The sequence below is a fragment of the Pseudomonas sp. C2B4 genome, from assembly GCF_013359695.1.
Lineage (GTDB): Bacteria > Pseudomonadota > Gammaproteobacteria > Pseudomonadales > Pseudomonadaceae > Aquipseudomonas.
Genome location: NZ_JABFMU010000007.1, coordinates 1 through 14,676, shown reverse-complemented (window position 1 = coordinate 14,676; position 14,676 = coordinate 1). Strand labels below are relative to the sequence as shown.

Annotated in this window: 13 protein-coding genes; 8 read left to right on the top strand and 5 right to left on the bottom strand. The window is 61.7% G+C overall.

Annotated elements, in window-relative coordinates:
• Positions 1-103 precede the first annotated feature (103 nt).
• Genes HNQ83_RS07610 through HNQ83_RS07585 form a run of 6 tightly spaced genes read left to right on the top strand, consistent with a single transcriptional unit; the run spans position 104 to position 6,817 of the window.
• Positions 104-829, top strand: coding sequence for an RDD family protein (locus HNQ83_RS07610; RefSeq protein WP_175388385.1), 726 nt, complete (start codon positions 104-106; stop codon positions 827-829).
• A complete protein-coding gene (locus tag HNQ83_RS07605) occupies positions 826-1,803 on the top strand; it encodes a stage II sporulation protein M (RefSeq protein WP_175388384.1) in 978 nt (325 codons plus the stop codon). The genes HNQ83_RS07610 and HNQ83_RS07605 overlap by 4 nt, the downstream gene beginning before the upstream one ends.
• A complete protein-coding gene (locus tag HNQ83_RS07600) occupies positions 1,790-3,334 on the top strand; it encodes a DUF4129 domain-containing protein (protein ID WP_175388383.1) in 1,545 nt (514 codons plus the stop codon). Before HNQ83_RS07605 ends, HNQ83_RS07600 begins: the two co-directional genes overlap by 14 nt.
• Positions 3,331-4,494 carry a DUF4350 domain-containing protein gene (locus HNQ83_RS07595; RefSeq protein ID WP_175388382.1) on the top strand — a complete coding sequence of 388 codons (1,164 nt, stop codon included), beginning with the start codon at positions 3,331-3,333 and terminating at the stop codon, positions 4,492-4,494. The genes HNQ83_RS07600 and HNQ83_RS07595 overlap by 4 nt, the downstream gene beginning before the upstream one ends.
• On the top strand, positions 4,491-5,489 hold the full coding sequence (locus HNQ83_RS07590) for a MoxR family ATPase (RefSeq protein WP_175388381.1): 999 nt from the start codon (positions 4,491-4,493) through the stop codon (positions 5,487-5,489). The genes HNQ83_RS07595 and HNQ83_RS07590 overlap by 4 nt, the downstream gene beginning before the upstream one ends.
• Positions 5,486-6,817 (top strand): DUF58 domain-containing protein, encoded by a 1,332-nt coding sequence (locus HNQ83_RS07585; RefSeq protein WP_175388380.1) that lies wholly within the window; start codon positions 5,486-5,488, stop codon positions 6,815-6,817. Before HNQ83_RS07590 ends, HNQ83_RS07585 begins: the two co-directional genes overlap by 4 nt.
• A 128-nt stretch (positions 6,818-6,945) precedes the next feature.
• On the opposite strand, the gene HNQ83_RS07580 is transcribed toward HNQ83_RS07585, so the two are convergent.
• Positions 6,946-7,305, bottom strand: a complete 360-nt coding sequence (locus HNQ83_RS07580; RefSeq protein WP_175388379.1) for a PilZ domain-containing protein — start codon at positions 7,303-7,305, stop codon at positions 6,946-6,948.
• Between the two features lie 243 nt (positions 7,306-7,548).
• Positions 7,549-7,932 carry a tol-pal system YbgF family protein gene (locus tag HNQ83_RS07575; protein ID WP_175388378.1) on the bottom strand — a complete coding sequence of 128 codons (384 nt, stop codon included), beginning with the start codon at positions 7,930-7,932 and terminating at the stop codon, positions 7,549-7,551.
• 171 nt (positions 7,933-8,103) lie between these two features.
• Between HNQ83_RS07575 and pyk the strand changes: the two genes are divergently transcribed.
• The gene (pyk, locus tag HNQ83_RS07570) at positions 8,104-9,555 is read left to right on the top strand and encodes a pyruvate kinase (RefSeq protein ID WP_175388377.1); all 1,452 of its coding nucleotides are present in this window, start codon (positions 8,104-8,106) and stop codon (positions 9,553-9,555) included.
• A 189-nt stretch (positions 9,556-9,744) separates the two neighbouring features.
• On the opposite strand, the gene HNQ83_RS07565 is transcribed toward pyk, so the two are convergent.
• Genes HNQ83_RS07565 through HNQ83_RS07555 form a run of 3 tightly spaced genes read right to left on the bottom strand, consistent with a single transcriptional unit; the run spans position 9,745 to position 12,557 of the window.
• Positions 9,745-10,494, bottom strand: coding sequence for an enoyl-CoA hydratase-related protein (locus HNQ83_RS07565; RefSeq protein WP_175388376.1), 750 nt, complete (start codon positions 10,492-10,494; stop codon positions 9,745-9,747).
• Between the two features lie 28 nt (positions 10,495-10,522).
• Positions 10,523-11,458: an iron-sulfur-binding ferredoxin reductase gene (locus tag HNQ83_RS07560; protein ID WP_175388375.1), complete on the bottom strand. Its 936-nt coding sequence runs from the start codon at positions 11,456-11,458 to the stop codon at positions 10,523-10,525.
• Entirely contained in the window at positions 11,451-12,557 is a 1,107-nt protein-coding gene (locus tag HNQ83_RS07555) for a diguanylate cyclase (RefSeq protein ID WP_175388374.1), read from the bottom strand. The genes HNQ83_RS07560 and HNQ83_RS07555 overlap by 8 nt, the downstream gene beginning before the upstream one ends.
• Before the next feature lie 315 nt (positions 12,558-12,872).
• Between HNQ83_RS07555 and HNQ83_RS07550 the strand changes: the two genes are divergently transcribed.
• Positions 12,873-14,396 carry a fumarate hydratase gene (locus HNQ83_RS07550; protein WP_095193134.1) on the top strand — a complete coding sequence of 508 codons (1,524 nt, stop codon included), beginning with the start codon at positions 12,873-12,875 and terminating at the stop codon, positions 14,394-14,396.
• Positions 14,397-14,676: the final 280 nt, after the last annotated feature.

The following is a 14,676-nucleotide window of genomic DNA, read 5'->3' as shown; positions in this document are numbered from 1 at the left end:
ATCTGGTTACCGTGAACTACGTAGTGATGTCGTTTTCCCCGCAGAGGCTGCTAGCATCGAGGGGACAAGACAATCCCGATCAGGCCACAACATCAGGTTGCCCATGCTCGAGACCGCAGCACCGCCAAGGAAAGCATCGCTGTCCCCGCCACTGGATACGCGGTATCAGGTCGAAACACCCGAAGGCATCGATTTACCACTGCGCCCGGCCGGGCTGATGGTTCGTGCGCTGGCGTTTTCCATTGATCTGGCATTGCGCGGCCTGATTCTCGGCGCGCTGTTCCTTGTCTTGGCGATGCTGGGCAAACTCGGTGCAGGGCTCGGCTCGCTGCTGATCTTCGGCGTGAGCTGGTGGTACATGGTGCTGTTTGAAGTGTTCAATCAGGGCCGCTCCCCCGGCAAGCAGTGGATGGGTTTGTGTGTGGTGCAGGACGATGGCACTCCCATTGGCTGGTCCGCGTCGCTGCTGCGCAACCTGTTGCGCTTTGTCGATCTGCTGCCGTTCGGTTACTTCCTTGGGGCCATCAGTTGCCTTAACCATTCCAGCTTCAAACGCCTCGGCGATCTTGCCGCCGGCACCCTGGTGATATACCGCGAACAACCCCTCACCCGGCCGCAACTCCCTCCCGCCCAGCCGCGCCGCCCGGCATTTACCCTGACACTGACCGAGCAACGCGCCATCCTCGGGTTCGCCGAACGCCAGGCTGAACTCTCCAACGCCAGGGTCAATGAACTGGCCTCGATCCTCGCGCAGCCGTTGCAGGTTCCAGCGCCACACGCCGTGGCCGAACTCAATGGCATCGCCCGCGGCTTGTTGGGGCCGGCATGAAACAAAGCCTTTTCGAACATCGGCACATGGCCGAATGGGAGCAATTCGACGGCTTGCTGCAAAGGCTGGAGCAGGACACCAACGCCACCGGTATCACGAGTTTTCCCGGTGATTATCGGCGCATCTGCCAACACCTGGCACTGGCCCGGGAGCGCGGTTACAGCAGTTTCCTCATTGACTCGTTGCAGCAACAAGTCCTGCGCGGGCATCAACAGCTGTATCGCCATCGCAGCCGATTGGGTGCCAATGCCCTGTCTTTCATTCTCGCGGACTTCCCCCGACTGGTGCGCGAACAGTGGCGCTTCGTGCTTGCCGCCAGCCTGATGTTTTTCGGCAGCCTGATCGGCATCGCGTTGCTGGTCTACCGGTTTCCGGACCTGGTCTACAACCTGCTCCCGGCCCCGCAGATCAGCGAAATGCAAAGCATGTACGACCCGGCCGCCGGTCACCTCGGGCGCTCGGCGGAACGGGCGGCCAGCGAAGACTGGGTGATGTTCGGCTACTACATCATGCACAACATCGGCATTGCTTTTCAGACCTTCGCCAGCGGTTTGCTGTTTGGCCTGGGCAGCGCGTTTTTCCTGTTTTACAACGGCTTGATCATCGGCGCTGTGGCCGGGCATCTGACGCAGATCGGCTACGGGCAGACCTTCTGGTCTTTCGTGATCGGCCATGGCGCTTTCGAACTGACCGCCATCGCCCTCGCCGGCGCCGCCGGCCTGCAACTCGGCTGGGCGTTGATTGCACCGGGACGACTGCCCCGTGCCGAGGCCTTGCGTCTGGCAGCGCGCAAGAGCGTGCTGCTGATTTGCGGGGTCATGCTGTTTCTGCTGATTGCGGCATTTATCGAAGCCTACTGGTCGTCGATGACGGCACCGACGCCCCTCATTAAATACCTGGTCGGAGCGGCGCTCTGGCTGTTGGTCGCGGTTTATCTACTGTTTGCCGGACGGACCCGCCATGCGCCTGAGTGATGCCAGTGTGGTGATCCGCCCGCGCCCCACCTGGGAGGCCATGGACCTCGGGGTGCTGTTGAGCCAGCGCCATCGACGCCTGCTGATGACCAGTTGGGCCATGGTGACCCTGCCGGTTTTTGCACTGTTGACCTGGGCATTCTGGGAGTCGCCCTCCCTCGCGGTGTTTATCTTCTGGTGGTTGAAGCCAGCATTCGAGCGCCTGCCGCTGTACATCTTGTCCAAGGCCCTGTTTGGTGAAACCCCCACATTGAAGCAGGCCCTTTACCAATGGCCGCGACTGCTCAAGCCACAGCTGCTGGCCAGCCTGACCTGGCGGCGGCTGAGCCTGAGCCGCAGCTTTCTGCTGCCGGTGGTGCAGCTCGAAGGCCTGGCGGGTGAGGCACGGCAACAGCGTTTGCAGGTGTTGTTGCAGCGCGATGCCAGCGCGGCGCGATGGCTGACGTTGATTGGCGTTCACCTGGAGACGGCACTGTGGATCGGTCTGATGGCGATGTTCTATCTGCTCCTGCCGCAACAAGTGGCCCTCGACTGGAGCTGGCAGTCGCTGATAACCGCCGCCACCCAGGATTGGCGCTGGCTGGAACACCTGACCAACGCCTTCTACGCCCTGGTGCTGGTGGTTTGGGAGCCCATCTATGTCGCCTGCGGCTTCAGCCTTTATCTGAACCGGCGCACGGTGCTGGAGGCCTGGGACATTGAGCTGGTGTTCCGACGCCTGCGCCAGCGCTTGAGCAGTACCGCCGTCGCGTTGTTACTGGCGGTGATCCTGCTGGCGCCGACGGGGCAAAGCGCCTGGGCCGCCGAGCCGGCCCCTTCACCCGACAGTCCACGTTTGCTGACCCAGCCCCTGACCAGCCAGGCGGCCCGGGACAGCATCAAGGCGATCCTCGATCAACCTCCATTCAAAAATAAGGAGACGCTCACCCGTTATCGATTTGGCGAAGACAACGCCACCCCCGAAACATCGGAAGACAGCAACACACCGGACTGGCTGAAAGCGCTGTTCGAGCTGTTTGACAGCCAGCGCCTCGGCGCCATCGCCACCCTGATCGAGGTCATGCTATGGGGCACCGTGATTGCAGCAGTCGGCCTGTTGATCTGGCGGTACCGCGACTGGCTGCAGGCCTTTGTCAGCCGTCGCCAATCTCCCGTTAAAAAAGCCGTACCGCCGATGACACAACAGGCGTTCGGCCTGAATATCAACCGCGAGACTTTACCGGCCGACATCGCCGCCACGGCCGAAAGTCTCTGGCAAACCCAACCCCGGGAAGCGCTGGGATTACTCTATCGTGCCCTGCTCAGCCACTTGCTGCACGACTTCAACATTGCGTTGAAAGAGGCCGACACCGAAGGCCAGGTGCTGGAGCGCGTGGCGCAATTGCAACAACCGGCCCTGCTGAACTTCAGCCAAAACCTGACCAGACACTGGCAGAACATGGCCTATGGGCATCGCCTGCCCGCCGCGCATCTGCAACAAGAACTGTGTGAAGGCTGGCGCGCCCTGTTCGGCCCGGGAGCACGCCGTTGAGCCGGCGTGCCTGGCCGCTGATGCTCGGCGCGTTGATCGCCGTACTGCTGGCTGCGCTGAGTGCCTGGTTGTACCTGAAGGCCACGCCCTACCCGGTTGAAATCGATCACGGCCCTTCGCCCGAAGCCCACGCCAATCCCTACCTGGCCGCCGAACATTTCCTGCGTAAACAGGGCCTCTCCGTCAGCCATGCCAACGGCCTCGACATCCTGCCCAGCCTGGAGCCGCATCAGCGCAGCCTGTTGCTGCTGGGGGATCGCTACAACATGACGCCACGGCAAATCGATCAAGTGATGAACTGGGTACGGGCCGGCGGGCGACTGTTGTTTGTCGCTCAGTCGTTGTGGGATGAAAAGACCGGGCAGAGCAATGACACGTTGCTTGATCGGGTACAGCTGCACCAGTTCTTGAGCAAAGACCTCAAGGACCCGCCGCCCGACACCGATGACCCCTACCCGAAACTGACCAAGCTGTATCTGGAAAACGAAGAAGCGCCGGCCTACGCCAGCTTCGACACCGCGTTCCATCTCGAAGACCCGAAGAACCTTGCCCAGACCTGGGCCAACAGTGCCAGGGCCACCCACATGATGCAGCTCAACCATGGGCACGGTTCGATCATCGTGGTGACCGACGCGGACCTGTGGAAAACCCCGGCCATCGACCAGTATGACAACGCGTGGCTGCTTTGGTATTTGACGGCGGACACGAGCGTGACCCTGCTTTATGACACCGAACACGACAACCTGTGGACTCTGCTGCTGCGCTATTTCCCCCAGGCCCTGGTTGCCCTGATTGCCTTGATCGGCCTGGGTTTCTGGCATTTCGGCGTGCGTCAGGGGCCCCTACAGGAACCGGTACCGAAAGCGCGCCGGCAATTGCAGGAGCACCTGCGCGCCAGTGCCGACTTCATGTTGCGTCGCAACGGTCAGCACAGCCTGCTGCAAACGCTGCAGCAAGACATTTTGCGCCGTGTCCGCCATCGTCATCCCGGGTATGACCAGCTCGGCGTCGCCGAACAATGGTTGGTGCTTGCACGCCTGACCGGTCAACCCACACGCGCGATCAGCCAGGCCATGAGCCCGCGACCGAAGCAGCGACTGTCCAGCGCGGAATTCAGCCGTCAGGTCGCCCATCTGCAAACATTGAGGAATGCCTTATGAGTCCGATCGAGCCCGACGCCTCCAGCCATGCCGCCGTGCAACGACAACGCGCCAGCCAGTTGGCTCAAGCGATACGCGGCGAACTGCAAAAGGCCGTGATCGGCCAGAACAGCGTGATCGACGATGTGCTGACGGCATTGATTGCCGGTGGGCACGTGTTGCTTGAGGGCGTGCCAGGGCTGGGCAAGACCTTGTTGGTGCGGGCACTGGCACGCTGTTTCGGTGGCGAATTCGCACGCATCCAGTTCACCCCGGACCTGATGCCCAGCGACGTCACCGGGCATGCGGTGTACGACTTGCAGACCGAGCAGTTCAAACTGCGCAAAGGTCCCCTGTTCACTAACCTGCTGCTGGCCGACGAGATCAACCGCGCTCCGGCGAAAACCCAGGCCGCGCTGCTCGAAGCCATGCAGGAGCGGCAAGTCACCCTTGAAGGCCGCGCCCTGCCCATCGCGCAACCGTTCATGGTGCTGGCCACGCAAAACCCCATCGAACAGGAAGGCACTTATCCACTACCGGAAGCGGAGCTGGATCGCTTCATGCTCAAAGTGCGCATGGATTACCCCGATGCCGAGCAGGAGTTGAACATGGTGCGCCAGGTCAGTCGCTCGACCCGGGCCGACATGCTCGACGTGCAGCCACTGCGCACAGTACTGCAGGCCAAGGATGTGCTGGCCTTGCAACGCATCGCCAGTGACCTGCCGCTGGATGATCAGGTGCTGGATTACGCCGTACGCCTGGCCCGCACTACCCGCAGCTGGCCGGGCCTGACCCTGGGTGCCGGGCCCCGGGCCTCGATTGCGCTGGTACGTTGCGCGAGGGCGCGGGCGCTGTTGCGCGGTGGCGAGTTCGTGATTCCGGATGACATAAAAGGCTGCGCGCTGGCGGTGCTGCGGCATCGCGTGCGTATCGCGCCGGAGCTGGATATCGAAGGTTTGGAAGTGGATCAGGTGTTGCGACAGCTGCTCGATCAAGTACCGGCGCCTCGCCTGTGAAACCCACCCGCCTGCTCCTGCTCTGGCTCGCCGTACTGCTGGCCATCGGCATCGTGCTGGGTGCCATGCAGGCTCTGGAATTTGCAGTGCCCGCGTATCTGTCGCGAATCAACTGGGGTCTGCTGTTAGCGCTGCTGGTCCTGGCGCTTCTCGATGCCATCCGCCTCAAACGCCTGCCCTCTCCCCGCGTGCAACGGCACCTGCCCGGCAGTCTGGCCCTGGGTCGCTGGAGTGAAATAGCGCTGGAGGTTGAACATGACTTTACCCAACCTCTGGACCTGCAACTCTTCGACCATGTGCCCGACGGCCTGAGTTTCGACAACCTGCCGCTATCGATGCCATTGCTGCCCGACCAGCGTTGTCGGACGGGTTATCGCCTGCGTCCGCTCAAGCGCGGTCACTTCAGCTTCGAACACTGCGAAGTCAACCTGCCGGGTCCGTTGGGCCTGTGGTCCGACAAGCGCTTGCTGAACGTGACCGATCACACCCGTGTCTATCCCGACTTCGCCCATCTCTATGGCGGCCAATTGCTGGCTGTGGATAACTGGCTCAGCCAGCTCGGCGTGCGTCAGCGTCAACGCCGGGGCCAAGGGCTGGAGTTTCATCAGCTGCGAGAATTTCGCGAGGGCGACAGCCTGCGGCAAATCGACTGGAAAGCCACCGCCCGCCAGCGCACACCGATTGCCCGGGAATATCAGGACGAACGCGACCAGCAGATTATTTTCATGCTCGACTGTGGTCGCCGCCTGCGCAGCCAGGACGGTGAGCTGGCGCATTTCGATCACGCGCTCAATGCCTGCCTGCTGCTGAGCTACGTTGCGCTGCGCCAGGGTGATGCAGTGGGGCTGAGCACATTCGCCAGTGACCAACCGCGCTACCTCGCCCCGGTCAAAGGCAGCGGGCAACTCAATGTCCTGCTCAACACGGTCTACGACCTGAGCAGCAGCCAACGCAGCGCCGACTATCAAGCCGCCATCACTCAACTGCTCGCTCGACAGAAACGCCGGGCGCTGGTGGTGCTGGTGACCAACCTGCGGGATGAGGACGACGAAGAACTGCTCACGGCGGTCAAACGCTTGAGCAAACAGCATCGGGTGCTGGTCGCCAGCCTGCGCGAAGACGTGCTCGACCATCTGCGGGAAACACCGGTACAGACATTGCCCGAGGCCCTGGTTTATTGCGGGACGGTGGATTACTTGAATGCACGGGCCGAACTGCATGAACGGTTAAGCGCCCATGGTGTACCGGTGCTGGATGCGCGGCCCGGGGAATTGGGCACGCAATTGGTGACGCAATACTTGAGCTGGAAGCGCAGTGGGAGTGCTTGATCTGCCTGTCAGATTTGCATCGTTTGCACTGGCGCTTTCGCGAGCAGGCTCGCTCCCACAGGGATGTTGTTAATCACGCCGATAAACTGTGGGAGCGAGCCTGCTCGCGAAGCTTTTGATGCTTGCACTCAGGCCGACGCCGGCAACGTCTGAAAACTGAAGTACTGCCTCAACGCCTCCACCAGTTGCCCATATTCCGGCGGTGCCCGTTGCAGGCTGAACCCGGCGTCATAATGGTGGGGGGTGGCGTCTTCGTGGCACCACAGGCAACACGCCCGCAGGTCGATGATCTGCTGGCACCCATCGCTGGCGGGGATTTTGAGGCGCAAATCGAAGTCTGCGCCGATCATCATCGGCAATTGACTGATCAGCATCAGCCCGTCTGCGGAGACGTTGCCCAGATAGCCGATGGGTTTGTCGGTGATGCTGTTGAACACTTTCAGAAAATACGGCAGTTGATGCCGCTCGATCCGGCGGTCAGTGAACATGCTGAATTCGCTACGCAAGGCCCTTAAGCAGGGCCGCACTAATGCTTCGGAACAGGCCTGCCTGCTGATTTCCAGACATGAGCGGCCCGCTCTCCCCGATCCCGGTGCGACAGTCCATCAACCGCTGTCGCTTACGCCTGCCGATCACAGGTGTTGCCTCGGTCCGGAGGCAAGGCTCCAGACCGGATTATTCGACTATAGCTCACCACCGCCGGTCGGCCAGCCATGAGATGACAGTTGCCATCAGAACTGCGTCGGACGCACCGCCACGGTACTGCGGGTCGGATAGTGGCCCAGGCTCTGCAAAGTTTCCAGGCGAGCACGAGCGCGGTAGGCGTACTCGCTTTGCGGGTACGAGGCGATGATGAATTGATACGTCTGGGCGGCATCGATGAACATTTTCTGCCGTTCCAGGCACTGACCGCGCATCATCGACACTTCCGGCCAGACGTAAGGTCGCGCCCGGCTGGCGCGTTCGACCTTGGACAATTCGAGCATGACCTGCTCGCAGTTGCCCCGCTCATAGGCGCTGTAGGCAAGGTTCAAATGATGGTTCATGGAAAAACGGGTGCAGCCCGCGACGCTTACGACACTAAGGGCAAGGGCGGCAATGAGCACGAATCGCATGGGGGATCTCCTGTCTTGAACGCTGTATCGACCTGTGGACGGAATTCTTCAGGCGGCCCGGCACAAAGTTGGCGCGTTCAATAAAGAAACTGAAAAGTAGTGCAAACGAACAATGACTACACCCACGGAGCATAGTAGCCTCACTCAGCGCTTGAACTCAGGAGTCTTTGCATGTCCGTCCGTCGTACCAAAATCGTCGCTACCCTTGGCCCGGCCAGTAACTCGCCGGAAGTTCTCGAACAGCTGATTCTGGCTGGCCTGGACGTCGCCCGCCTGAACTTCTCCCACGGCACCCCCGACGAGCACAAGGCTCGCGCGAAGCTGGTGCGTGACCTGGCCGCCAAGCACGGCCGCTTCGTCGCCCTGCTGGGTGACCTGCAAGGCCCGAAAATCCGTATCGCCAAATTCGCCAACAAGCGTATCGAGCTGAAGATCGGTGATCAATTCACCTTCTCCACCAGCCATCCGCTGACCGAAGGCAACCAGCAAGTGGTCGGCATCGACTACCCGGACCTGGTCAAGGACTGCGGCGTGGGCGACGAACTGCTGCTCGACGACGGTCGCGTTGTGATGCGCGTCGATACCGCCACCGCCACCGAACTGCACTGCACCGTGACCATCGGCGGCCCGCTGTCGGACCACAAAGGCATCAACCGTCGCGGTGGTGGCCTGACCGCCCCGGCCCTGACCGAGAAAGACAAGGCCGACATCAAGCTCGCTGCGGAAATGGACCTGGATTACCTGGCCGTTTCCTTCCCGCGTGATGCCGCCGACATGCAATACGCCCGTCAATTGCGCGACGAAGCCGGCGGTACTGCCTGGCTGGTGGCGAAGATCGAACGTGCCGAAGCCGTTGCCGACGACGAAACCCTTGATGACCTGATCCAGGCGTCCGACGCGGTGATGGTTGCCCGTGGTGACCTGGGCGTGGAAATCGGCGACGCCGAGCTGGTGGGCATTCAGAAGAAGATCATTCTGCATGCACGTCGCCACAACAAGGCGGTGATTGTCGCGACCCAGATGATGGAGTCGATGATCCAGAACCCGATGCCGACTCGCGCCGAAGTGTCCGACGTGGCCAACGCCGTGCTCGACTACACCGACGCGGTAATGCTCTCGGCCGAGTCCGCCGCCGGCGCCTATCCGCTGGAAGCGGTGCAGGCCATGGCCCGCATCTGCATCGGCGCTGAAAAGCACCCGACCAGCAAGACCTCCAGCCACCGCATCGGCAAGACGTTCGAGCGTTGCGACGAGAGCATCGCCCTGGCCACCATGTACACGGCCAACCACTTCCCGGGTGTGAAAGCGATCATCGCATTGACCGAAAGCGGCTACACCCCGCTGATCATGTCGCGCATCCGCTCCTCGGTGCCGATCTACGCGTTCACCCCGCACCGCGAAGCCCAGGCCCGCGCGGCGATGTTCCGTGGCGTGTACACCATTCCGTTCGATCCGGCGTCGCTGGCACCGAACGAAGTCAGCCAGAAAGCCATCGACGAACTGGTCAAGCGCGGCGTGGTGGAGAAAGGCGACTGGGTGATCCTGACCAAGGGCGACAGCTACCACACCACCGGCGGCACCAACGGCATGAAGATCCTGCACGTTGGCGACCCTCAGGTCTGAGTGACCGGTTGCTGAAAGGCAAAAGCCCCGCCATGTGAATGGCGGGGCTTTTTGGTTTCTGGTCCTGATGCTGTGTTGTTAGTGCTGCCCTCTTCGCGAGCAGGCTCGCTCCCACAATGGCACGGCATACACCGCTCTACTGTGGGAGCGAGCCTGCTCGCGAAGAGGACAGCACACTCACCACAACTCTCAATGCCTGTTGATAAACCCCACCAACGCCGCCATCGCCTCCGGCGAACGCAACCGCTGGGTAAACAACGCGCCCTCTTCCTCTATTACCTTTCTCAGCAACTCCCGATCCGACGCTTTCATCAATTGCTTGCTGATGCGTACCGCCTCAGGCGGCAACGACTCGAAACGCAGGGCCATCTCCCGCGCCCTGGCCAAGGCCTCTTCGCCACTGCCCAAGGCCTCGGACGCAATGCCCCACGCAGCCGCCTGCTCACCATTGAACCCTTCACCGAGCAACAACAACTCAGCGGCCTTGGCCTGCCCGAGCAGGCGCGGCAGGATCAGGCTGGAACCGAATTCCGGACACAGGCCAAGGTTGACGAACGGCATGCGCAAACGCGCGTCACGACTGACGTACACCAGGTCGCAGTGCAGCAACAGCGTCGTGCCAATGCCCACGGCAGCCCCGGCCACGGCAGCGATCACTGGTTTGCGGCATTCGAACAGGTTGAGCATGAATTGGAATACCGGGCTGTCGAGGTTGCCCGGAGGTTGCTGGATGAAGTCGGCGATGTCGTTGCCGGCGGTGAAACATTCGCTGGAACCGGTGATCAGCACCGCATTGATTTCAGGGTCGCTGTCGGCCTGCTTCAGCGCTTCGGCCAGGTGGCTGTACATGGCGCGGGTAAGGGCGTTTTTCTTCTCGGGGCGATTCAGGCGCAGCGTGAGCAGGCCGCGTTCGCGTTCGATCTGGATGGCATCGGTCATGGTCGGTCTCGCGTCTGAAAGTCAGCGCTCAACCACGGGGCAGGAAGACATCGGCCAGCAGTTGGTTGCGCGGCAATCCCGCCAGGTACAAGCGCCGAGCAAAGGCATCGACACTGTCGGGGGCTCCGCAGAGTAGGGCCAGGGTTTGCCGTGAAACAAGCCGCAGTTGCGCCAAAGCCGCAGGCAACTCGGCCGCAGTCCACAGTTCGATACTCAGGTTCGGACGGCTGGCCGCCATGGCCTGCAACGGCTTGGCCAGATAATGCTCGTTGGCATCATGGGCCAGGTGAATGACGCGGATAGCGCCCTGGTGATCCTGGCGCATCGCTTCGCGCAGCACGCCGAACAAGGGCCCCAGCCCGGTGCCGGAGGCCATCAGCCACAGCGGTCGGGCGTGCCAGTCCGGATCGTAGTGCAAGGCCCCCCCGCGCAACTCGCCCAGGCGGATCGGATCGCCGATTTTCAGCTGGCGCGCCGCATCACTGAACTCCCCCGGCAGGCGACAATCGAGGTGGAACTCAAGGAAACGGTCGTCTTCCGGCAGGCTGGCGAGGGAATACGGCCGCGCGATGTTGCCTGCCCACAACACCAGGTGCTGCCCGGCGCTATAGCGCATCGGACGCTGGGGAGTCAGGCGCAGGCGCAGGACGCTGTCGCTCAACCAATCGACGGCAACCACCTCGGCCGGGCGGCCGTCGTGTTGCGGGTCGAAGGTGTGCACCTGCAAGTCCTCGACCACCTGGCACTGGCAAGCCAGGCGCCAGCCTTGCTGACGCTGCTCCGCGCTCAAGGCATCGGGGCGACTGTCGCTCGGCAGTCCTTGCACGCATTGCACCAGGCAGGCATGGCAACTGCCGGCGCGACAACTATAGGGCACCGCCACGCCGTTCTGATTCAGGGCATCGAGCAGATTGCTGCCCGCCGCCACCGACCACTGGCGGTCGCCCACGCGCAACTCAGGCATCGACGTTTTCCCATGCCGCCGCGCAACGGTTGCGCCCGTCGCGCTTGGCGCGATACAGCGCCTGGTCGGCCCGCTGCAAGGCCTCGTCGAGATCGTCACCTTGCTCCAGCAGCGTCATGCCGGCGGACAGGCTGAGGTTACGCACATTCAAACCAATCAACTCGACATCGGTGAACGCGATACGCAGCCGTTCGCAGCACAAGGTCAGACTGTCGGCATCGCAATCAGGAAGCAGCACCACGAACTCTTCGCCGCCGTAACGGGCCAGAACGTCACCGTCGCGCAAGCAAGCTGTAGCCACGCCGGCAAAGGCTTGCAGCACCTGATCGCCAGCGGCATGGCCGTGGAGGTCATTGATGCGTTTGAAATGGTCGAGGTCGATCAGCGCCAGGCCATGCATGACGCCAGCATCCATGGCTTTGAGCTCGCGAGAAGCCAGGCGCAGAAAGTGCCGGCGGTTGAAGAGACCGGTCAATTCGTCGGTGGCGACAAGGTCTTCGAGCTGACGCATCATCCCGCGCAGCGTGTCCTGGTGCGCCTGCAGCGCAAAACGCCGCTGACGCATGCGGTGACGCGAGGCCTGGACGTACCCGGCATAGAGCACGAGCCAGACCAGCACGATCAACAGCACGCAAACCTGTAACGCCGCCCGTGCCGGATCGGGCAATTGGAAGTGATAGCCCTCCCACAGCGTGATCGCGCTGAAACTGAAGAACACCAGTAAGGCACAACGCAGGAATGAGCGTCGGGACAGGTGAAACAGACCGAACAGCAAAATCAGTACATAAAAAACCAGAAACGCCCCGCGCGCATCATCCAGATGGGCAATCAGCCAGGTTTGCCAACCCAGCCCCAGCAACACTTGGGCTTCAGTCAGGCTAGGGTCGGCGAAACGCAGATTGCAGCCGGAATAGAACACCGCGAACAAGGCCGCCTGGCTGATCACCACCAGCGCGCTGCCCATGGCCATGCCCGCCAATGAGTCCTGATAGTGGCCGGTAAAAAACGCCAGCCACACCAATAGCAATGCCAGGGCGTAGGTGCCGGCCGCTAGGGAAAAACGCTTGATTAGCAATCGCTGGATGGCGTTATGGGTCAATCGTTGACTCACCGAATGAAAGGAGACTGATAGAGCGTCCTACTCTACAGACTGGATGTCACTTTAGTGGCGCGGCCGATAAATGACTAATCAATTTTCAGGGACGAACATCCGCCGTCAAGTCCACTGTCCGATATGCGACCAACGATTGACTACCGGCGCGTGTGCCCTTGAGCGAGGCGCGGTATACTGCCGCGCCTTTTTAGCGTCGCGCCAGCATGCCCGGCGTGCCTTGAAAGGTGCTTGCAACCGACCGATGCACCCAAGCTGCAAGCACCTTATTGAATGTTCCCGTCTTTTAGAGGAGCGCGACTCATGACCGTGATCAAGCAAGACGACCTGATTCAGAGCGTTGCCGACGCCCTGCAGTTCATTTCCTATTACCACCCCGTGGATTTCATCCAGGCGATGCACGAGGCCTACCTGCGCGAAGAATCGCCAGCGGCCCGTGACTCCATGGCACAGATCCTGATCAACTCGCGCATGTGCGCCACCGGCCACCGCCCGATCTGCCAGGACACCGGCATCGTGACCGTGTTTGTCCGTGTGGGCATGGACGTGCGCTGGGATGGCGCGACCATGAGCCTGGACGACATGATCAACGAAGGCGTGCGTCGCGCCTACAACCTGCCGGAAAACGTCCTGCGCGCTTCGATCCTCGCCGACCCGGCGGGCGCTCGCAAGAACACCAAGGACAACACCCCGGCCGTTATCCACTACTCCATCGTTCCGGGCAACACCGTGGAAGTGGACGTGGCGGCCAAGGGCGGCGGTTCCGAGAACAAGTCGAAAATGGCGATGCTCAACCCGTCCGACTCGATCGTCGACTGGGTGCTCAAGACCGTTCCGACCATGGGCGCCGGCTGGTGCCCACCGGGCATGCTCGGCATCGGCATCGGCGGTACCGCCGAGAAAGCCGCGGTGATGGCCAAGGAAGTGTTGATGGAATCCATCGACATCCACGAGCTGAAAGCCCGCGGCCCACAGAACCGCATCGAAGAAATGCGTCTGGAGCTGTTCGAGAAGGTCAACCAGCTGGGCATCGGCGCCCAGGGCCTCGGTGGCCTGACCACCGTGCTCGACGTGAAGATCATGGACTACCCGACCCACGCCGCTTCGTTGCCGGTGTGCATGATCCCGAACTGCGCCGCCACCCGTCACGCGCACTTCGTGCTCGACGGTTCCGGCCCGGCCTCGCTGGAAGCGCCACCGCTGGACGCCTATCCGGAAATCGTCTGGGAAGCCGGCCCGTCGGCCCGTCGCGTCAACCTCGACACCCTGACTCCGGAAGAAGTGCAGAGCTGGAAGCCGGGCGAAACCGTCCTGCTCAACGGCAAGATGCTGACCGGTCGCGACGCCGCGCACAAGCGCATGGTCGAGATGCTGAACAAGGGTGAAACCTTGCCGGTGGACCTGAAAGGCCGCTTCATCTATTACGTCGGCCCGGTTGATCCGGTGCGCGAAGAAGTGGTGGGCCCTGCCGGTCCGACCACTGCAACGCGGATGGACAAGTTCACCCGTCAGATCCTCGAGCAAACCGGCCTGCTGGGCATGATCGGCAAATCCGAGCGCGGCCCGACCGCCATCGACGCGATCAAGGACCACAAAGCCGTTTACCTGATGGCAGTGGGCGGCGCGGCTTACCTGGTGGCGCAAGCGATCAAGAAATCCCGCGTGGTGGCGTTCGCCGAACTGGGGATGGAAGCGATCTACGAGTTCGACGTCAAGGACATGCCTGTGACTGTTGCAGTCGACAGCAAGGGCGAGTCGGTACACATCACCGGTCCTGCCATCTGGCAGCAAAAGATCAGTGAAAGCCTGGCGGTGGAAGTGCAGTAAGCACCTCGACTGACCTGAAAAAGGCGACAGGGCTATCCCTGTCGCCTTTTTTATTGGCCCATCACCGGCTTTTGTGGGAGCGAGCCTTTGTGGCGAGGGGATTTATCCCCGTTCGGCTGCGAAGCAGTCGCAAATCCGGTGAATGCGGTTTATCTGATACACCTTAGACACAGATTCAGGGCCGCTTCGCGACCCAACGGGGATAAATCCCCTCGCCACAAAGGCTGAACTGGTCAAGTAATCCCGGACACCGTTTACGGTGCTTATGCCGCTTTTTGCT